Origin of the sequence: Streptomyces pluripotens (genome assembly GCF_000802245.2) — a bacterium.
GTDB lineage: Bacteria > Actinomycetota > Actinomycetes > Streptomycetales > Streptomycetaceae > Streptomyces > Streptomyces pluripotens.
In genome coordinates this window covers 6,338,556-6,357,171 of record NZ_CP021080.1, presented here as the reverse complement: position 1 = coordinate 6,357,171, position 18,616 = coordinate 6,338,556, and the positions used below count along the sequence as shown (strand labels likewise).

The window sequence follows — 18,616 nt, the reverse complement described above, 5'->3', positions numbered from 1 at the left end:
ACCGGTGCGCCCTCGCTCGTGGCCTCCTGTTCGAACGGGTCACCCGCGGTCCGGAGCAGCCACCCCGGCCGCCCCGGCCGGGGTGGCTGCAACAGCCGGAATGATCGGAGTAGCTGAGACAGCTGAGAAGGCCGGGGCCGAGTGCCGCGCCGGCCAACAGCCGGGGGGCACCGGGCTGGAGCGTCAGCCGGCGGCCGGCTTCCGGTAGGCGCGCACGCTGAAGGTCGGATCCGGCCGCGGACGGTTCTGGTCCGGGAGGCGGGCGAGGCGCGCGGCGAACTCCTCGGTGCGCGGATCCCCCGGCGGCAGCATGGTGAACCAGCCACGGTGCAGGTCGGCGATGGTCTCCCGGGGGCTGCGACCTTGTCCGGCACCGCGGAACACGGACCGGCCGACAGGCTGGAGCCCGCACCGGGTGGCGTGGCCGGTGACGGTGCCGGCGGCGTCCGCGGCAGGGCGGCGAGGACGGGGGGCGAGGACGACGTCGATGTCACTGCCGACGTCGTGTGCGGCTGCCTTGTCAACGGTGGTGATGTAGACCCCGCCGGGCCGCAGCACACGGGCGCACTCGGCGACGATGGCACGGACGTCGTCGGCGTCGTCCAGCAGGTGCAGCAGCCAGACGGTGGTGACGGCGCCGAAGGCCCCGCCGCGAAAGGGCAGGCGGCGGCTGTCGGCCCGGACGATCGCGCCGGGCAGCCGGGCCGTCGCCCTACGGACCATTGCCGGGGTGAGATCCGCGCCGGTTACCCTCAGGCCGGGGCGGGCGGCAGCGAGCCGCCGGGTGACGATCCCGGTGCCGCAGGCGACGTCCAGGAGCCGGCCCACAGTGTCGGGTATCAGATCGAGAAGGGTCCGCGTGGCCGCTTCGGCGCGGGCCTCCCCGCCGCGGGAGACGTCGTAGCCGTCGGCTTCCTTGTTGTAGTCCAGCACGCCGCTCAGTGTGCGCCGTGGCCCGGGGCGATGTCCTCCACCCTGCGGGCGAGGTCGAAGTCCTTGTCGGTGACGGCCCCACCCGCGCTGTGGGTGTTCATGCTGAGGGACACGGTGTTGTAGCCGAGGGTGAGGTCGGAATGGTGGTCAAGCTCGTCCTGGACCGCGGCGATGTGTACGACCAGTGCCGCCGCCGCGAAGTGCGAGCCGAGCCGGTAGGAGCGGGCGAGCCGGTCGCCCTCCACCGACCAGCCGGGAAGCTCGGCCAACCGGTCCTCGATCTCCTTTTGCGACAGCGGTTCGACGGCCATGGCCGTGTCTCCCTTCGTAGGTGGCGCGCGGGCACGCGTTCAGCCTGCCACGTCCGGGACGTGCCCACTCCCCCGGCGCGGCGGCGGGTTGCCACGGGGCTGCGCCGCTCACTCCACGATCACGGGCGGGGCGATTAGGGTCGTCGCCATGACCATTGCCGCGCCCGGGCCCACCTCGTCCGCCACCGTCACCGACAAGGGCGCCGGTCCGCTCCTGCGCGCCTGGCGGGAGCGGCGCCGGATCTCGCAGTTGGAGCTGGCGCTGCGCGCCGAGTCATCGGCCCGGCACATCAGCTTCGTCGAAACCGGCCGGTCCCGGCCGAGCGAGAAGTTGCTGCTGCGGCTCGCCGAGCATCTGGATGTGCCGGTGCGCGAGCGCAACACCCTCCTCATGGCGGCCGGTTACGCCCCACGCTTTGCGGAGACCCCGCTGGACGACCCGGCGCTGGACGCCCTGCGCGACGGCATGCAGCGCCTCATCCAGGGCTATGAGCCCTACCCCGCGCTGGTGGTCGACGCCGGTTACACCGTCGTGGCCGCGAACCGGGGCATCGCGATGCTGCTGGAGGGGGTGTCAGCGGAGCTGATGACACCGGCGCCGAACGCGATGCGATTGACCCTGCATCCGCTGGGGCTGGCACCGCGTATCCGCAATCTCAGGGAGTGGCGCGGACATCTGCTGGCCCAGATGGAGCGGGAGATCGCCCTGTACCGCTCCGGCCGGCTGCGGGCCCTGTACGAGGAGGTGTCGGCCTACCCGGTACCCGGGGAGGGCGGGGGTGAGGAACCAGCCGAGCCCGTACCGTATTTTGCGCTGCCGATGCGGATCGAGCACGGTGGCCGGCTCCTGTCGTTCGTGTCGTCGATATCCACTTTCAACACGCCGATGGACGTCACGGTCGCCGAACTCGCGATCGAGACATTCCTACCGGCGGATCCTGCGACCGCCGCATACCTGCATGCTCTGGCTGGCTGATGGCCGGCTCCGCCCGACGGACCGCTGCTGCCGGAAGGCTCCCGGGTCGGCTGGCCGCCGGGTGGCCTACCGACCGGGGGCCCGCACAGCCCGATCATGGGGGCCCACCAAGGGGCCGGGTGCCTGGGCCCGGTGTCCGAGCCGGACCCGGTGTGCGAGACGGCGTCACGTGACAGACTGCACCGGTACTTCGGCGCGTAGGGGAGGGCGTGGCGTGAGTGAGCGGCGGGCTGCGCCCACTGTGGGCCAGGTGGTGCTCGGCAAGCGGTTGCAGGAGCTACGCGAAGCGGCGGGCCTCGGCCGCGATGAGGCCGCCCAGGTGCTTCGGGTGGCGTCGGCGACCGTACGGCGTATGGAGATGGCCGAGGTCGCACTGAAGATCCCGTACGTGCAGGTGCTCCTGTCCACCTACGGGGTGGCCGACGAGGAGGCGGCCGCGTTCGTGCGGCTGGCCGAGGAGGCGAACCAGCCGGGCTGGTGGCAACGGTTCCACGACGTACTGCCGGACTGGTTCAGCCTTTACGTGAGTCTGGAGGGCGCCGCCCGGGTCATCCGCTCCTACGAGCCGCACTTCGTGCCCGGTCTGCTGCAGACCGAGGAGTACGCACGGGCAGTGTTGGAGTCCGGAACGATCGGGCAGACCGAGCCGGAGACGATCGAACGGCATGTGTCGCTGCGTATGGAACGGCAGCGGCTGCTGGAGTGCGACGACCCGCCCCATCTATGGGTGATCATGGATGAGACGGTGGTCAGCCGTCCGGTGAGCGCACGTGCCGAGGTCATGCGGAACCAGTTGGACCGGCTGCTGGAGTACGCCGAACGGGACCGGGTCACACTGCAGATCGCCGAGTTCTCTGCGGGCCCTCATCCGGGGACGTACGCGCCGTTCACACTGTTCCGGTTCGCCGAGCCAGAGCTACCCGACATGGTGTTCACCGAGTATCTGACCGGCGCGCTGTATCTGGACTCGCGCCGGGAGGTTGCCGCGCACCTGGAGGTGCTGGACCACATGACGGCCCGGGCGGCTTCCGCGCAGCGCACGAAGAAGATCCTGCGGGAACACCTGGCGAACGCCTGATACCGAACGGGCGCATGACACCGGGCGTCAAGCGTGATGCCTCGCGAACACGGCGTGTCCTGCTGATGCCCCGGGACCGTCGGACGATGGCCTCGGGGCGGTCCCGTCCGGTCGACGCCTGGGGAACTTCCGGCCTTCCGGCCTTCGCGGATGACCCGTACGGGTCTGTGAACAGGTGCACCCCGGTACCCGCCCCTAGGTTCGAAGAACGGGGTGAACCGAGGGAGCGTGCGTGACAGGCGGACGGACGCCGACGGGACCCGGCGCGGCCCTGCCAGCCACCGGCCGCCGCCACCACGGGTCCACCTGCTGGAGAAGGCTGCTACGGAGCTGGCCGGCGAAGCGGCGCCTCCGGCCGGCCCACCCGGTGTGGGCGTGCGACGGGCCGTTCGGCCGGGACTCCGGCGACGGGTTCCTGCCGCCGCGGTCCATGCAGAACCTCCGCCCGCCGCGCGGGCGGCGGACGTCCGACGACGCGAAGGAGGCCCGATGCCCTCGGACGCGGTGTTGTACCAGGCAGCTGCACTGTGCCTGACCTATCCCGACGACGACCTCATCGCCCGGCTGCCGTTGCTGCGCGAAGCCGCCCCACAGCTACGTACGTTCACGGATTACGCGGCCATCACCTCATCTCAGGATCTGGCCGCACACTATGTGGAGGTCTTCCGTGCCGGGAACCGACACAGCCTGTATCTGAGCCGGTGGTACGAAGGCGACCTGCGACGGCGCCACCTGTTGCTGGTCCACATCGAGGATGTCTACCGGGAGCACGGTCTGGAGTGCAGCAGGGACGAACTGCCTGACTTCCTGCCCGCGGTCCTGGAGCTCACCTCGCGGACCGGCGACACCAGACTGCTGACGGAGTACCGCGGCGCTCTGGAGGGACTGCGTGCGCGGTTGACGGGCTACGGCACCCCGTATGCCTGCGTCCTGGATGCGGTATCCGCCATACTGCCGACTGTATGCAGCCGTCCGCGCCCATAACCACCCTCCGGGGGGCGCCCAGCGGGCCCCGCCGTCCCGGGCGGACACGTTCACCGCCCCCCGTCCCGGTGCGGTACCGGTTGAGGCTGGATGCGGAGCTGCCGGGCGGCGGGAGGGTCAGGCCGCGCCTCCCTTCGTGTCCCGGTCTTCGTCAACGATCTCCGCGTCCACCACTCCTTCTTCGTCGGGAGCGGCGCTCTGTTCCCCGGCCGTGCCACCGCCGGCCTCGGCGTACATGGCCTGACCCATCCGCTGGCTGACGGCAGCGAGCTTCTCGACACCAGTGCGCAGTACTGCGGTGTCCGCGTTCTGGTCGAGCAAGCCCTTCAGCTCGGCGATCGCCTCCTCGACTTCGCCGCGAGTCGCGGCGGGGACCCGGTCGTGATTGTCGCGGAGGAACTTCTCGGTCTGATAGGCAAGTTGTTCGGCCTGGTTGCGTGTCTCGGCCGCTTCGCGGCGTTCGCGGTCCTCCTCCGCGTACTTCTCGGCCTCCCGCATCATGCGGTCAATGTCCTCCTTGGGCAGGGCGGAGCCGCCAGTGACGGTCATCTTCTGTTCGCGGCCGGTCGCCAGGTCCTTGGCGGAGACGTGCATGATCCCGTTGGCATCGATATCGAAGGCGACCTCGATCTGCGGGACACCGCGCGGTGCTGGCGGCAGCCCGGTGAGATCGAAGACGCCGAGCTTCTTGTTGTAGGCGGCGATCTCACGTTCGCCCTGGTAGACCTGGATGCCGACGGAGGGCTGGTTATCGGCGGCGGTGGTGAAGATCTCCGAACGGCGCGTGGGGATCGTGGTGTTGCGTTCGATCAGCTTGGTCATGATGCCGCCCTTGGTCTCGATGCCCAGGGACAGCGGGGTGACGTCGAGCAGCAGTACGTCCTTGACGTCGCCGCGGATGACGCCTGCCTGGAGGGCGGCACCGACGGCAACCACCTCGTCGGGGTTGACGCCCTTGTGCGGGTCCTTGCCGGTGAGTTCCTTGACCAGGTCAGTGACCGCGGGCATCCGGGTGGAACCGCCGACCAAGATGACGTGGTCGATCGCGGACAGGTCCACTCCCGCGTCCCGGACGGCCTGGTGGAAGGGTTCCTTGCAGCGGTCCAGCAAATCGGCGGTGAGTTCCTGGAACTGAGCCCGCGTCAATTTCTCCTCCAGGTGCAGCGGGCCTTCGGCGGAGGCGGTGATGTAGGGCAGGTTGATCGACGTCTCCGAGGAGGACGACAGCTCGATCTTGGCCCTCTCTGCGGCTTCCCTGAGCCGTTGCACGGCCATCTTGTCGGCCGCGAGGTCGATGCCGTACTGCCCTTTGAAGCGCTTCACCAGATGCTCGACGATCCGCTGGTCCCAGTCGTCGCCACCTAGACGGGTGTCGCCGTTGGTGGCTTTCACCTCGATGACACCATCGCCGATTTCCAGCAGGGACACGTCGAAGGTACCGCCACCGAGGTCGAAGACGAGCACGGTCTGCTCCTCGCCGCGGTCCAGGCCGTAGGCGAGTGCGGCGGCGGTCGGTTCGTTGATGATCCGCAGCACCCTGAGACCGGCGATGTCTCCGGCCTCCTTGGTCGCCTGCCGCTGGGTGTCGTCGAAGTAGGCGGGCACGGTGATCACCGCATCTGTGACGTCCTCGCCGAGGTAGGACTCCGCGTCCCGCTTGAGTTTCTGCAGCACCCGGGCCGACAACTCCTGCGCGCGAAAGCGGGTGCCGTCCACGGAGCCGTGCTCGGGAAAGCGCCAGCCCGGATCTCCCATGTGGCGCTTCACGGAACGGGCGGTGCGGTCCACGTTGGTCACGGCCTGCCGTTTCGCGACCTCACCGACCAGCACGTCACCGTTCTTCGCGAATGCCACCACCGACGGTGTGGTCCGCGCACCTTCCGCGTTGGCGACGACGGTGGGTTCGCCGCCCTCCAGGACGGCCACCACCGAGTTCGTCGTCCCGAGGTCGATGCCGACTGCGCGTGTCATGTCCGTCCCCTTCCGCCCGGGTACCTGCCGCACTTCCAGCACAGGACGTGGCTGCGGCGCTGTCAATGCGCGGGCCCCGGAAACGGCGATGCCGCGCCCCGCAGCGGGACGCGGCATCGCAGACGTAGGGGTGTCAGGCCAGCTCAGCCGCCAGAGTGATGGTCGTACCAGTCAGGGCCTGGCTGACCGGGCAGTTCTTCTTGGCGTCCTCGGCGGCCGAGGCGAAGCCCCCGGCGTCCAGGCCCGGTACCTCGCCCCGCACGGTGAGGTGGACGCCCGTGATGCCCTCACCTGGCTGGAAGGTGACGTCGGCCTTGGTCTCCAGCCGGACGGGCGGGGTGCCGGCGCCGGCCAGGGCATGCGAGAGGGCCATGGAGAAGCAGCTGGAGTGGGCGGCGGCGATCAGCTCCTCCGGGCTGGTCTTGCCGTTCGCTTGCTCGGCGCGCGACGGCCACGACACCGGCTGCTGGCCGATGCCGGAGGAATCGAAGGTGACGACTCCGCTACCCTCGATCAGGTTGCCTTGCCAGACGGTGTGTGCGGTGCGCGTGGTGGCCACGGACGGTTCCTTTCGCTGAGTCCCGTTTCCCGGATTCGCTGTCCCTATCCGATCACATCCGTGCTCATCCCACCCTGAAGACCGGCCCACGCGCAGTGAACGGGAGATGACGCCCCTGGGGGGGATCAGTTAGCCCTGTTCCCGGCGTGCCCGCAGTACGTCGCACCAGCCGCCGGTAATGACCAGCGCCGGCGCAGCGGGCAGGAAGTCCTGTGCCTGGTGCAGCAGGTCGATGCAGGACCGTGCCGCCGCGCCCGTGCACCCCACGGCGCATGCGGCGCAGGGTGCCGGCGATGCGGTCGTAGACCTCCTCGGCCGACGCTCCTGCCGTCGGCCTACGGCAGGCTGCCCGCAGCGGACCGCATACGTTCGGCTGCACACAGCAGGTCGAGGTGTGGGGGTGCGCAAGCTCGAATCGAGGATCTTGTACGCGGAAGGTCGCATACAAGATCCTGGATTCAGGCGGCTCGCTCCTCCTCGTCGGCAGCGCTGAGCGGTACCTGGGGTCCGTTCAGCTCGCCCAGCCAGCGGCGCAGCACGCGGTGCAGTTGCTCGGCGCCGGTCAGCTGCCGGCCGTCCTCCGTCGGTGCGGACAGGTCCACGGGGGAGAGCAGGAACGGGTAGGACTGGGCTCCGCCGAGACCGCCGTGGGAGCCGATCTGCTCCTCGAAGGCGAGGACTGTGCCGTCGGCGGGGTCGTGGACGGAGTTCACCATGATGTCCGCAGTGTGTGGGAAGGAGTGGGTGCGGCGGACCGCGTCGGTGGCACCGGGCCCGAAGCTGGTCAGTGGCCCGGGTTCGTCGTCGAGCGCGGCGAGCGGGGTCTCGGTGCCGTGCGGGCCCAGCACCACACCGTCGTGCTCCTTGCTGCGCACTAGTAGGAAGCCGATGCCGGGGTGGTTGGCGAGGGTGGTGAGCAGGGCGGGGTGGCGTGCTTCGATCTCCTCCTTGGTCATGCGGTGGGAGATGTCCGGGAAGGAGACCAGGGCGAGGTTGCCGGAGGCGAGCACCATCGGCTCGGAGCCGCTGTCGGTGCGGTGGCGGCCGTGGTTCTCCTCTACGGGCCGGCGCAGTGCGGCCCGGACGGCGGCGCGGGCCTCGGCGCCGCTGTGGGTGCGCTCGGCACGGCGTGGAACGGGCAGTCCGCAGCCGGCCCGGACGAGGTCGCCCAGGGTGAGACCGTAACGGGCGCGGAAGGTTTCGCCGGGGCTCTGGCCGTGGTCGGACAGGACAACGATCCGGTAGGGGCGGGGAGCGTGTTCGGCGACGCGTTGGATGAGTGCGAGGGAGCGGTCGAGGCGCTGCAGGACCTTCTCGGCGTCGTGGGAGCCCGGGCCGGAGTGGTGGGCGACCTCGTCGTAGGCGACGAGGTCGGCGTAGACGGCGGTGCGGCCGGCGAGCATGTCGCCCATCACCGCGGTCACGACGACGTCCCGTTCGACGGTGGTGGCGAAGGCCCGGACGAGGGGATAGAGGCCGCTGCGGCTGACCCGCGGGCGTTGGTTCCTGACCCGGGCCCGGGCGGACTGGCCGATCTCGCGCGCCACCTCGGCGACGAAGGAGAGGGCGGTGCGGACGGCGTTGGCGGGGTCGGAGAAGTAGGCGAAGTAGCCTGCGCGGGATCGGTATTCCCGGCCGCGGCGGCGGGTGGTGATCGACAGGACGAGTGCCTGTTCGCCGGCGCCGCCGCTGAAGAGGTTGCCGCGGCTGGCGCCGTCGGCGGTGAGCAGTCCACCGTCGCCCGTATGCAGTATGGCGCGGCGCTGGAGTTCGGCGGCGCTGGTCGGCCGGTTGCACACCATCACCTCCCCCCGGTCTTTCTCGTACCACCGGAAGGCCGGCACGTCGAAGGTGCTGCCGTGCAGGATGCCGAGTTGGCTGGCGCCGGTCTGGCTGGACCAGTCGGTGCGCCATGAGGTGAGCCGGTGGGTCGGTTGTCCACCGTCGCCGGTCGACAGCCAGCGGGCGACGGTCGGCATCAGTCCCTTGCCGACGGCGTCCGCGAGGACGTCGTGGCCGACGCCGTCCAGTTGGACGCAGACCAGGCCGGGAGTGGACGGGCAGGGCGGGTGGGACCGGCGGCTGCGGGTGGCGAGCCGGTGCAGGCGACGCCGGTAGGTCTCGTCGTCGCGCACAGCGAGGGCGGCGCCGGTGGCCGAGGCGACCGCGGACATCACGGCGGCGACGATGACGGCCGTCTCCGGGGCGGCCTCGCCTCGGCCGGAGGGGTTGATGCGCAGGGCGAGCAGCAGCAGGGAACCGTTGAGGAAGAAGACCAGCAGGCCCAGGACGAGGGCGGGCACGAGCAGCAGCAGCCGGACGAGGAGCGGCCACACCACGGCGGAGAGCACGCCGAAGGCTCCGGCGCCGCAGGCGGCCGTAACGGCGATGCGGGTGGCGCTGTCGCCGTCAGCGGACTGGAGTCGGAAGTCGGGCAGGAGTGCGGCGAGGACCAGCATGGTGATGGTGGAGACCGCCCATACGGCGGTGCTCCGCCCGATCTGGCTGGCGACTCGACGCCACCGCACGTCTCGCACGCCCCGTACACCTCACGTCCTGGCCCGCTCGAACATCGGGGCCTGGATCCACCCTGTCATACGGGCTGGGGTGTGCCCGGGCGGGTCATCGGGGTCTCACCGTCCGTCGTAGCCTGCCGTCGGCATCGACAGCCGTCGGTGCACCCGTGCCTTCATGTGCGCATCGTACGACGGTTCGGCTCGTCCCACGGTTTCCACGCGCACGCCGCGGCGGGTGCATTCGGCCGTGAACGCCTCCACCGAGGACAGGGCTCGCTGGAGCACGCGCAGGCTGGGGGTGACGAACACGTCCACGCCGGGTCGTACTCCCTCCCACAGGGCGCTGTGGTCGAAGCGCAGCCCGCCGACGAGGAGTTCCCGGGCGACCACGTATCCGTGTTCCGCAGCCCAGTGGGCGCACATCGCGTGCTGGCTGCGGGAGTCCACCAGGAAGGGGTCGGCTTCCAGTTCCTCCAGGGGTGTCAGGCTCGCGATGGCGGTGACGCGTACCTGCGTGATCGCGTCGAAGGCGCCGCGCGGCTGTCCCATGGCGTCCCCCTCACCTCCGGGTTTCGCCGCCGACCCTACTCCTGCCCGTAGGCTTCGGGGAGTCGTCTGAAGGAGGTGGAGAAGGTGCCCGTGGAGATCACGTGGTGGGGTCATGCCACCTGTACGGTGACGGATGCGAACACACGGGTGCTCACCGATCCTCTGTTCGCCCGCCGGCTGGTGCATCTGCGGCGCCGGCGTGGTGGCGTACCGCCAGCGGGAGCCCGCCACGCCGACGTGGTGCTCGTCTCCCACCTGCACGCCGATCATCTGCACCTGCCCTCGCTGGCCGGACTCGCTCCGGGCACGCGGTTGCTCGTTCCGGGGGGCGCGCCGCGTGCGGTACCGGGTCTGCGTCGTCTGAGGCAGTTGCGGATCACCGAGGTGGTCCCCGGGGACGAGGTGCGGATCGGGAATCTGCTGGTCAGGGCGGTGCCTGCGCTCCATGACGGTCGGCGACTGCCGGTGGGCCCGCACCACTCCCCCGCGCTCGGCTATGTCGTGGAGGGCGAGGCACGGACCTACTTCGCCGGGGACACCGGACTGTTCGAGGCCATGGCCGAGCAGGTCGGGCCGGTGGACGTGGCACTGCTCCCGGTGGGCGGCTGGGGACCGTACCTGGGTGAGGGGCATCTGGACGCGGGGCGGGCGGCGCGGGCGCTGACCCGGCTGGCACCGCGTGTCGCGGTGCCGGTGCACTACGGCACGTACTGGCCAATCGGCATGGATGCGGTGCGCCCGCACGAATTCCACGCGCCGGGTGACGAATTCGTGCGCCTGGCAGCTGTGGCCGCGCCGCAGGTCGCGGTGTACCGGCTCGGGCACGGGGAGAGCGTCCGGCTGGAGGTCGCCCGGTGACTCTGTGGCCCTGCGCCGCGGGGCTCGCTGTGGCGTCGGTGTCCACCGTGCCGCCGGAGTCGACCCAGCGGGCGGTCGGCTATCCGTCATTGTTCCTGTTGGTGCTGATCGGGGCGCTGGTGCCGGTGGTGCCGACGGGGGCACTGGTGAGTTCGGCGGCGGTGGTGGCGTTCCATGAGACGGCGCCGTTCGCGTTGGCCCTGGTGTTCGTCACGGCGTCGCTGGCCGCGTTCTTGGGGGATGTGACGCTGTACTGGCTGGGTCGGCGCGGCATGCTGTCGAGGAACGGCTCCCGGTGGCTGGATGCGATCCAGGCGCGGGCGCCGGAGGAGCGGTTGGTGCTGGCGCGGGAGCGGCTGGCCGGGCACGGGGTTGCCGTGCTGGTGTTGTCACGACTGGTGCCCGCGGGACGTATTCCGGTGATGTTGGCCTGTCTGCTGGCCGGGTGGCCACTGCGGCGGTTCGCGCGGGGCAACGCGCCGGCGTGCCTGGCATGGGCGCTGACGTACCAGGTGATCGGGATCCTGGGTGGGTCGTTGTTCGAAGAGCCGTGGGAGGGTGTGGTGGCGGCGGTGGCGCTGACCGTGGTGATCGGTGCGGCGCCGGGGCTGGTGCGGAAGTTCCGGCAGCGGCACCGGTGACCGGGGCGTCGTTGGGGTGCGCGTGTGCGGTACGGGCGTGTGCACGGTCGGTGGTCCTGGGTGGTGCGAGTGCTTTCAGGGGCGGGCCCGTCCGATGTGCCTGGTCGGGCCGGTGGCGCCGGGACCACGTGTCATGCGGGTCGGGGGTTGCCGACAGGTGGCCGGGTGCCGCGGAGCCCCGGTGGCACACCGTGCCGGTCAGGGGATGAGGTCGAGCACCCGGGAGGCGCCCACGGGAAGGTCCCACAGGTCGCCGCGGTCCAGCCCTGCCTGGTCCCAGGCCGTCCGCACTCTCGTGAGCGGTTCCAGAACGGGTTCGGCGGAGAGGATGAACGTGCCCCAGTGCATGGGGGCCATGCGGCGCGCGCCGAGGTCGATCGTGGCCCGGACGGCTTCCTCGGGATCGCAGTGGACGTCGCTGAGCCACCAGCGGGGGTCGTAGGCGCCGATGGGCATCAGGGCGAGGTCAATGCCCGGGTAACGGCGGCCGATGCGGGAGAACCAATGGCCGTAACCGGTGTCACCGGCGAAGTAGAGGCGCTGTCCGCCGGACGCGGTGAGGACCCAGCCGCCCCAGAGACTGCGGCAGGTGTCGGCGAGGGTGCGCTTGGACCAGTGGTGGGCGGGTACGAAGTCGAAGCGCACGCCGCAGAGTTCGGCCCCCTCCCACCAGTCCAGTTCGGTAACGCAGGTGAACCGGCGCCGGCCGAACCAGGGCCCGAGGCCCGCGGGTACGAGTACCGGGGTGGTGCGCGGGAGCCGGCGCAGGGTGGGAGCGTCGAGGTGGTCGTAATGGTTGTGGCTGATGACGACGGCGTCGATGTGGGGCAGGCTGTCCCAGGCGACGCCGACGGGAGTGATGCGGGCCGGGGTGCCGATGATGCGTCGGGACCAGACCGGGTCGGTGAGGACGGTCAGCCCGCCGATCCGGACGATCCAACTGGCGTGTCCCGCCCAGGTTACGGCGAGGGCTTGGCTGCCGACGCGAGGAAGCGGGGCGGGTTCGTACGGGACGTGGGGAACGCCGGCGAGTCCCTCCTGGCCGGGGCGTGTGGAGCCTTCGCGGGCGAAGCGGGCGAGGGCCTTGAGGCCTGGCAGGGGGGCGGTCAGCCGGTCGTGGAACGTCCTTGGCCAGAACCGGTGTTCGCCAAGGGGGCGGGGCTCGGCCAGCGGGGGGAACGGTGTGGCGAAGGGGGACGGCGCGTCGACTCGGTCGGGTGCCGCGGGCGTCGCGGTCCTGGTCCCCGCCGGGGTCGTCACGGTTGCCGTGTCCGCCGCGGGCTTCGCGGTTGCGGTGGTGCCGGCCGCCCCCGTGGTTGTCGCGGCCTCCCCGGACCGGTGCGTCTGCTGCGTCATCGAAGGGGCTCCCCTCGCTGGGCGTCGTCGCGGAGATCGTCGAGGACCGACTTCAAGGAGATCAACGAGCGTTGCACGTGTGGCAGTTCCAACGGCGCGGGTGACGTGAGGCTTTCCGTGCGTTCCTCGTCCGTGCTGCCCAGCAGGGGGCCCGTGGCGAGTCGTACGCGCAGCGCCCCGAGGTCGTCGCCGAAGCGGTGGCCGCCGGAGGCGGGCATACCGAGCCGGGCGGTGAGGAAGTCTTCCAGTTCCTGTGCGTCGCCGACTCCCCGGGCAGTGAGCGGTTCGCGCAGCGGTCCGAGGTCGACGTACAGGTGGCGGCCGGCCTGTGGTGGCCGGGTGAGGGCGCCCGCGGCCACGATCGCGGCGTGCGCAGCCGCGGCCACACGGGCGTGGAGTCGTACGGTGGCCGTGCGGCGCTCCGCGACGGGTGGGGGTTCGTCCAATGCGTATCCGGCGGCCACGGCGACGGGTGCGGCGATGCGTGCGCCGAGCGCGGTGAGGATGTCGAGCACGCGTGCGTGGAGGTGTTGTCCGGGTTCGGTCGCCGGGAAGCGGGCGACGGCGGCGGGCCAGGCAGGGGGTAGCAGGGCGCCGGCGAGGTCGGTGACCACGGTGACCCGATCGGGGCGCATCTCCGCGGGGCTGAGCAGGACGGTCTCGTGCGGAGCGTGCAGCGTGTCGCGCCAGGTCTCGTCGCTGACCAGGTGGAGTCCCTCAGCCGTCGCGGCTTCAACCGTCTCGTGCAGCAATTCGGGCGGGGCGACGGTGGCGGTGGGATCGTCGGCGACGGATAGCACCAGCAGCCGCGGGTCGCCGCCTTCGACGCGGACGCGCCGGATGGTTTCCAACAGGGCGTAGGGATCGGGGACGCCGCCGCTCCCGGCGGGTGTGGGTACGTGGAAGACGGGTCGGCCCAGCAGCCGGGCGTAGGGTGCCCACCATGCGGCGCAGGGGCGGGGTACGAGGACGTCGGCACCGTCCCCGGCGAGCGCGGCGGTGACGGCGAGCAGCAACGCGGGAGCGCCGGGGCCGGCCGCGACGTGGTCGGGTACGCAGGGCAGCCCGCGCCGTGTCCAGTAGCCGCAGGCCGCCTCCAGCAGGGCGGGGGCGCCTCCGATGGGCTGGGCGTCGGCGCGGCCCGCAGCGGCGGCGAGTACGGCGGTGAGGTCGGGTAGCACGGGCAGACCGTCGTCGGGCAGTGGTGGGCCGTAGCGGACGGGGCCGTGGCCCTCGGGGTCCGTCAGACGCATCTCCGTCTCCGTGCAGTCCGTGGTGCCGTGAGTCGATCGGCCCGGGCCGATCGACTGCTGTCTGTCGCCTTTCCGGGACCCGTTCTCTGCCGTCCCTTCCAGTGGGGTGCATCGGGGTCCGTTGGGGTCCGGGTCCATTCCGCTGGGGTCCGTCCAGCCGTCGGCCTGACCTGGTCGTCCTGATCTGTACGTGCCGAAGGTGCAGGTGATGCGTACGGTGATCGTTGGTTTGTGTTCCCGGGATGGTGTGTACCCGCCACGCGGAACTCCATGAGGCTGCTGGGAGTTGCCCGGATCACAGGCCTGGGGTCCGCCGTCCCGCGGTCCGGCGGTGGCCGTACACCCGGTAGCCGGCCCCCCCGAAGGCGGTGGCGATGAGCGCACCGCCCGCGATAAGGGCCGGGACCGAGTCGTTGAAGGTGCCTCCGGCTCCGGCCTCCACTCCGCGTTGCACGGTGGCCGGGGCGCACCCGTGGGCGGCGGGGGACGGCTCGGGGCAGCCGGGTCCATCCGAGCAAGGCGCGCTGCGGAGCCCGGCGCACCGGTCGGCGCCGTCGGAGCAGGGGCCGGTTCCGGTGCACTCCGGTCCGGTGTTGTGGCACTGTTCGTTCTCGCGGCACGGAGGGGAGGACGCGCACGCGTCGCCCTCGTGGCAGTGCGTGCCGTCCTCACAGGGCTCTTCCCAGCACTGGCCGCCGTCCCCGCAGGGCTTGACGCTCGCGCAGGCAGGGGTGTCTGCGCACGGTCCCGGTTCGGCGCACGGATCACCGTCGTCGCCGCGCGCGCCGGTACCGGGGGTCATCGGTGCCTGGTCCGGTACACCGGGGACTTTTGGGCAGTTGCCGTCGATGCTCCAGACGGCATCCGGGCGCGTGCCCGCGGGGTCGTTCGCGGGGCGGTCCACGGGGTCGTTCGCGGGGCGGTCCACGGGGTCGTTCGCGGGGCGGTCCGCAGCTCTGGCCGTCGCAGCTCTGGCGTCCGCGACGAGCAGTGTGGTGACGGGGGAGGCGGTGGCTGTGTGGGAGGTTACGGACGCGTGTGTGCCGGTGCCGTCGACGCGGCTCGGGTGCGGCGCACCGTCGTCGAAGGCCCGGGAGGTGGTGGCGGGGGTGTCGGGCAGCACGCCGTTGGCGGTGTCGCAGGGCACGACCAGGGTGCCGGTGCCACCGGGGCGGACGGCGTGGGGGGCGACCCGGGCGGCGGGGCCAGCCGATGCGGCAGGCCCGACCAGGGCCAGTACGGCACCGGCAACGCAGGCGACGAACAGGGCACGGGCGGTGCGGCGCATGGGGCGGGCTCCTCGGTGGCGACATCGGGGCGGGTGGGGGCGCGGTGTGCCGGGTTCGGCGGCACGGCATGCGGCGCCACGGGGGCGGGACACGGGTACGTGCCCTTGCTGTCATGACAGCCCGGGTGGCGGCGCGTCGCGCGCGGCCGGACCCATTCGCGGGACATGACCGGCCGGTCGGGTGACGGCGGCGGCCCGGAAGGGCCAGCCGCGGAGCCAGCCGCGCGGTGCCCGGTGGGCCGGCGACAGCACCGTGGGCAGGAGCCCACCGCGGTAAGTGGCCCGGGCGCTGGGGCGGGCAGGTGGCGAAGCGGGCTGATTCCGGCGGGCGGATCCGGTGTCGGCCGAAGGCCGCCGGGTACTCGAGGGGAACTGCCGACCGCTGGGATCCGGTTCGCCGGGTGCCCGGTGCGGACTTCGATCCTCTGGAGGGAGCCATGCAGCGAGGCAGTGACCGGCTGAGCGTCTACCGGGACGATGAGATGAAGCACGAGCTCAAGGACCTGCTCAGGTCCGGGCATCCCACGCGCGTCGAGGAGTGGCATGATCCGGAGCCGACGGCGGACGACGACCCGGAGGTCTGGAGCGGTCCGGTGGCTCCCGGGCAGACCGGTGCGTCGGTGGGGGCGGTCCGGCTGGTTCTGGCCCGGTATCTGAACCGGCATCTCTTCCCGGCGAAGGCGGGCGAGCTGGCCCGGGTGCTGCGCCGGGGCAATGCGCCCGGTGCGTTGATCGACGCGGTGGCGGATCTCCCGCGCCGGGAGCGGTACGGGACACGGTATGAGAACGTGCAGCAGCTGGCGGAGGCGCTGGTGGGCCGCGCGTGAACCGGGGCCTGCCGGGAGCAGTAGTGAGCCTGGGTGCACCGGACGATGCGCAGGAATGGTCCGGTGACGGCTGGTACACCCGGTGTGCTTCACCGGGGTGGGAGGGCTGACCGGCTGCGGCGTGCGAACGGGGGTGAAGCGCGAACGGGGGAACGAGGGGCGGCCCTGACTGAGCCAGTCTTCCGTGCAGGGGCCGGGGCGGGGTCTGTTCCGGGCCCGGGTGCCGGAACAGAGGGGGTTTCGGCCCAGACGCCGGGCGGCGGGTCAGTTGCCGGCCGTGTCCGGAGTCGTGGATTCGCCGCAGCCGCGCTCACGGGCGCCCTCGCGGGTGCGGCCCGCGCTCACCAGGCGGCGCGGGTTGCGGCGCAGGTACTCGCCCTCCAGTTGGGCCATGCGCTCATTGTGGGCCCGCAGTGCGTCGTTCGAGCCGTAGAGGAGGGTGTCGTGGCGCGTACGGTGGATCGTCTCCAGCTCCTTCATGAGCTGCTGGTCGTCCAGCCGGCTGGCGTCGACTCCGGTCATGGTGATGCCCCGCTCGTCGTGTCCGTGTCCGTGGCTTGGATGCCCGCCCGGAAGGCACTGCCCCCGAGCGGTTTCCGGGAGAAATCCATCGAGCTCGCGTTCCTGAGTCCACTGTACGAACATCCGGGGTTCCGGGCCTCCGCATGCGGCGGCGTCTCCGGGACCGCGCCGGCGACGTGCTGGTCCGGGCGGTTGAGGTCGTGACGGACGTGGCCGGTCGTCCCACCCGGGCGCCGGTCCAGTCCAGGACCGGCGCCCGGGTGCGCGGGCGTTCCGGTCCGCGGGCGTTCCGGTGCGCTGGTGCGCTGGTGGTCTCGCCGGGTGGGCGGGGCCGGGTCAGCGTGCGCGTTGCACCCTGCGTTCGTCCCAGACCGGATCGGGGGTCTCGCGGACGCGGCCGTCGCTGCCAAAGACCAGGAAGCGGTCGAAGGAGCGGGCGAACCAGCGGTCGTGGGTGACCGCGAGGACGGTGCCCTCGAACGATTCCAGGCCTTCCTGCAAGGCTTCGGCCGATTCCAGGTCGAGGTTGTCGGTCGGCTCGTCCAGCAGGAGTGCGGTGGCTCCCGCCAGTTCCAGCAGCAGGATCTGGAAGCGGGCCTGCTGACCACCGGAGAGGCGATCGAATGCACGTTCGGCCTGTTGGGTCAGCTCGTAGCGGCGGAGCCGGGACATGGCGGCGCCCCGGTCCTGGGAGTGATCCTTCCAGAGGATGTCGAGAAGGGTGCGGCCCTGGAGTTCGGGGTGGGCGTGGGTCTGCGCGAAATGGCCGGGCTGGACCCGTGCGCCCAACCTGAACGCGCCGGTGTGCGCCACATCGCCGCCGGCCAGCAGGCGCAGGAAGTGTGATTTCCCGGAGCCGTTGGAGCCGAGGACGGCGACCCGTTCGCCGTAGAAGACCTCCAGGTCGAACGGCCGCATCAGGCCGGTCAGTTCAAGACCGTTACAGGTCAGGGCTCTCACACCGGTACGGCCGCCCTTCAGGCGCATGGTGATGTCCTGCTCGCGCGGCGGCTCGGGCGGTGGTCCGGCCTCCTCGAACTTGCGCAGCCGGGTCTGTGCGGCCTGGTAGCGGGATGCCATCTCGTGACTGACGGCAGCGGCCTGACGGAGGTTCAGGACCAGTTTCCTCAACTGGGCGTGTTTCTCGTCCCAGCGGCGGCGCAACTCCTCGAAGCGGGCGAAGCGTTCACGGCGGGCGTCGTGGTAGGTGGCAAAGCCGCCGCCGTGCACCCAGGTGTCGGCCCCGGCGGGCCCCGGCTCGACGGAGACGATCTTCTCGGCTGCGCGGGCGAGGAGTTCGCGGTCGTGGGAGACGAACAGCACGGTCTTGCGGGTCCCCTTGAGCTGTTCCTCCAGCCAGCGCTTGCCGGGAACGTCGAGGTAGTTGTCCGGCTCGTCCAGGAGCAGCACCTCATCGGTGCCGCGCAGCAGCGCCTCCAGCACGAGGCGTTTCTGTTCGCCGCCGGACAGGGAGCGCACCTGTCGCCACTGTGCCCGCTCGTACGGCACGCCGAGCGCGGCGGTGGTGCACATGTCCCACAGCGTTTCGGCCTCGTAGCCGCGCGCCTCGGCCCAGTCGGCGAGGGCCTGGGCGTACGTCAGCTGGGCGGCCTCGTCGTCGACGGTCATGATGGCGTGCTCGGCCTCGTCAACGGCTCCGGCCGCCGCTCGGATGCGCGGCGGGGCGACCGAGACGAGGAGGTCGCGTACGGTCGTCTCGTCCCGTACGGAACCCACGAACTGGGGCATCACGCCGAGCCCGCCACTGACGGTGACGGTGCCTCCGTGCGGCTTCAGCTCGCCGGAGACCAGCTTCAGCAGGGTCGTCTTGCCGGCGCCGTTGGGGCCGACCAAGGCGACGGAGGTGCCTTCGCCCACCCGGAACGACACGTCCCCGAGCAGGGCCCTTCCATCGGGCAGGTGGTACTCGAGGTGCGCGGCTTCCAGGTGTCCCATGCGCAGGGATTCTCCCGGGGCGGGCGGATCCGGGCAAA

17 protein-coding genes and 1 pseudogene are annotated in these 18,616 nt (G+C 71.4%); 6 read left to right on the top strand and 12 right to left on the bottom strand.

Annotated elements, in window-relative coordinates; translation table 11 throughout:
• Positions 1-183: 183 nt before the first annotated feature.
• Both LK06_RS28185 and LK06_RS28180 read right to left on the bottom strand, forming a co-directional pair.
• Entirely contained in the window at positions 184-933 is a 750-nt protein-coding gene (locus LK06_RS28185) for a class I SAM-dependent methyltransferase (RefSeq protein ID WP_039648124.1), read from the bottom strand.
• A 5-nt stretch (positions 934-938) separates the two neighbouring features.
• Positions 939-1,244: a 4a-hydroxytetrahydrobiopterin dehydratase gene (locus tag LK06_RS28180; RefSeq protein WP_039648126.1), complete on the bottom strand. Its 306-nt coding sequence runs from the start codon at positions 1,242-1,244 to the stop codon at positions 939-941.
• Positions 1,245-1,392: 148 nt separating this feature from the next.
• On the opposite strand from LK06_RS28180, the gene LK06_RS28175 reads away from it, so the two are divergent.
• The 3 genes from LK06_RS28175 to narJ all read left to right on the top strand — a co-directional run bounded on the left by LK06_RS28175 (position 1,393) and on the right by narJ (position 4,282).
• Complete coding sequence (locus LK06_RS28175) at positions 1,393-2,220, top strand: helix-turn-helix domain-containing protein (RefSeq protein WP_039648127.1); 828 nt, start codon at positions 1,393-1,395, stop codon at positions 2,218-2,220.
• A gap of 214 nt (positions 2,221-2,434) precedes the next feature.
• Positions 2,435-3,298: a helix-turn-helix domain-containing protein gene (locus LK06_RS28170; RefSeq protein WP_086083531.1), complete on the top strand. Its 864-nt coding sequence runs from the start codon at positions 2,435-2,437 to the stop codon at positions 3,296-3,298.
• 489 nt (positions 3,299-3,787) lie between these two features.
• On the top strand, positions 3,788-4,282 hold the full coding sequence (gene narJ / locus LK06_RS28165) for a nitrate reductase molybdenum cofactor assembly chaperone (RefSeq protein WP_039648132.1): 495 nt from the start codon (positions 3,788-3,790) through the stop codon (positions 4,280-4,282).
• A gap of 117 nt (positions 4,283-4,399) precedes the next feature.
• On the opposite strand, the gene dnaK is transcribed toward narJ, so the two are convergent.
• The 5 genes and pseudogenes from dnaK to LK06_RS28145 form a co-directional block, all read right to left on the bottom strand.
• Complete coding sequence (dnaK, locus tag LK06_RS28160) at positions 4,400-6,253, bottom strand: molecular chaperone DnaK (protein WP_039648134.1); 1,854 nt, start codon at positions 6,251-6,253, stop codon at positions 4,400-4,402.
• 133 nt (positions 6,254-6,386) lie between these two features.
• Positions 6,387-6,812, bottom strand: coding sequence for an OsmC family protein (locus LK06_RS28155; RefSeq protein WP_039648135.1), 426 nt, complete (start codon positions 6,810-6,812; stop codon positions 6,387-6,389).
• A 64-nt stretch (positions 6,813-6,876) separates the two neighbouring features.
• Positions 6,877-7,107, bottom strand: a pseudogene (locus LK06_RS34620) (DUF2201 family putative metallopeptidase); the annotation flags it as partial.
• A gap of 163 nt (positions 7,108-7,270) precedes the next feature.
• Entirely contained in the window at positions 7,271-9,349 is a 2,079-nt protein-coding gene (locus tag LK06_RS28150; protein ID WP_039648137.1) for a phage holin family protein, read from the bottom strand.
• A 96-nt stretch (positions 9,350-9,445) separates the two neighbouring features.
• Complete coding sequence (locus tag LK06_RS28145) at positions 9,446-9,877, bottom strand: hypothetical protein (protein WP_039648139.1); 432 nt, start codon at positions 9,875-9,877, stop codon at positions 9,446-9,448.
• Positions 9,878-9,961: 84 nt separating this feature from the next.
• Between LK06_RS28145 and LK06_RS28140 the strand changes: the two genes are divergently transcribed.
• A complete protein-coding gene (locus tag LK06_RS28140; RefSeq protein WP_039648533.1) occupies positions 9,962-10,735 on the top strand; it encodes an MBL fold metallo-hydrolase in 774 nt (257 codons plus the stop codon).
• Positions 10,732-11,376, top strand: coding sequence for a DedA family protein (locus LK06_RS28135; RefSeq protein WP_234367528.1), 645 nt, complete (start codon positions 10,732-10,734; stop codon positions 11,374-11,376). Before LK06_RS28140 ends, LK06_RS28135 begins: the two co-directional genes overlap by 4 nt.
• Positions 11,377-11,574: 198 nt before the next feature.
• On the opposite strand, the gene LK06_RS28130 is transcribed toward LK06_RS28135, so the two are convergent.
• The 3 genes from LK06_RS28130 to LK06_RS28120 form a co-directional block, all read right to left on the bottom strand.
• On the bottom strand, positions 11,575-12,732 hold the full coding sequence (locus LK06_RS28130) for an MBL fold metallo-hydrolase (RefSeq protein WP_078859078.1): 1,158 nt from the start codon (positions 12,730-12,732) through the stop codon (positions 11,575-11,577).
• Positions 12,729-13,985 carry an aminotransferase class I/II-fold pyridoxal phosphate-dependent enzyme gene (locus LK06_RS28125; RefSeq protein WP_039648140.1) on the bottom strand — a complete coding sequence of 419 codons (1,257 nt, stop codon included), beginning with the start codon at positions 13,983-13,985 and terminating at the stop codon, positions 12,729-12,731. Before LK06_RS28125 ends, LK06_RS28130 begins: the two co-directional genes overlap by 4 nt.
• 295 nt (positions 13,986-14,280) lie before the next feature.
• A complete protein-coding gene (locus tag LK06_RS28120; protein ID WP_052319057.1) occupies positions 14,281-15,273 on the bottom strand; it encodes a hypothetical protein in 993 nt (330 codons plus the stop codon).
• A 437-nt stretch (positions 15,274-15,710) separates the two neighbouring features.
• Here LK06_RS28120 and LK06_RS28115 point away from each other — a divergent pair, with 437 nt between their 5' ends.
• Positions 15,711-16,100 (top strand): DUF2795 domain-containing protein, encoded by a 390-nt coding sequence (locus tag LK06_RS28115; RefSeq protein WP_039648537.1) that lies wholly within the window; start codon positions 15,711-15,713, stop codon positions 16,098-16,100.
• Positions 16,101-16,364: 264 nt separating this feature from the next.
• Here LK06_RS28115 and LK06_RS28110 read toward each other — a convergent pair whose 3' ends face one another.
• Positions 16,365-16,622, bottom strand: a complete 258-nt coding sequence (locus tag LK06_RS28110) for a DUF6158 family protein (protein ID WP_039648142.1) — start codon at positions 16,620-16,622, stop codon at positions 16,365-16,367.
• A gap of 336 nt (positions 16,623-16,958) precedes the next feature.
• Positions 16,959-18,578, bottom strand: coding sequence for an ABC-F family ATP-binding cassette domain-containing protein (locus tag LK06_RS28105; RefSeq protein ID WP_039648145.1), 1,620 nt, complete (start codon positions 18,576-18,578; stop codon positions 16,959-16,961).
• Positions 18,579-18,616 lie beyond the last annotated feature (38 nt).

Bases quoted from the DNA above. Each gene is read 5' to 3' on its own strand.
- LK06_RS28110 (WP_039648142.1), bottom strand. From the start codon at position 16,622: ATGACCGGAGTCGACGCCAGCCGGCTGGACGACCAGCAGCTCATGAAG.
- LK06_RS28130 (WP_078859078.1), bottom strand. From the start codon at position 12,732: ATGACGCAGCAGACGCACCGGTCCGGGGAGGCCGCGACAACCACGGGG.
- LK06_RS28120 (WP_052319057.1), bottom strand. From the start codon at position 15,273: ATGCGCCGCACCGCCCGTGCCCTGTTCGTCGCCTGCGTTGCCGGTGCC.
- dnaK (WP_039648134.1), bottom strand. From the start codon at position 6,253: ATGACACGCGCAGTCGGCATCGACCTCGGGACGACGAACTCGGTGGTG.
- LK06_RS28175 (WP_039648127.1), top strand. From the start codon at position 1,393: ATGACCATTGCCGCGCCCGGGCCCACCTCGTCCGCCACCGTCACCGAC.
- LK06_RS28180 (WP_039648126.1), bottom strand. From the start codon at position 1,244: ATGGCCGTCGAACCGCTGTCGCAAAAGGAGATCGAGGACCGGTTGGCC.
- LK06_RS28145 (WP_039648139.1), bottom strand. From the start codon at position 9,877: ATGGGACAGCCGCGCGGCGCCTTCGACGCGATCACGCAGGTACGCGTC.
- LK06_RS28115 (WP_039648537.1), top strand. From the start codon at position 15,711: ATGCAGCGAGGCAGTGACCGGCTGAGCGTCTACCGGGACGATGAGATG.
- LK06_RS28105 (WP_039648145.1), bottom strand. From the start codon at position 18,578: ATGGGACACCTGGAAGCCGCGCACCTCGAGTACCACCTGCCCGATGGA.
- LK06_RS28125 (WP_039648140.1), bottom strand. From the start codon at position 13,985: ATGCGTCTGACGGACCCCGAGGGCCACGGCCCCGTCCGCTACGGCCCA.
- narJ (WP_039648132.1), top strand. From the start codon at position 3,788: ATGCCCTCGGACGCGGTGTTGTACCAGGCAGCTGCACTGTGCCTGACC.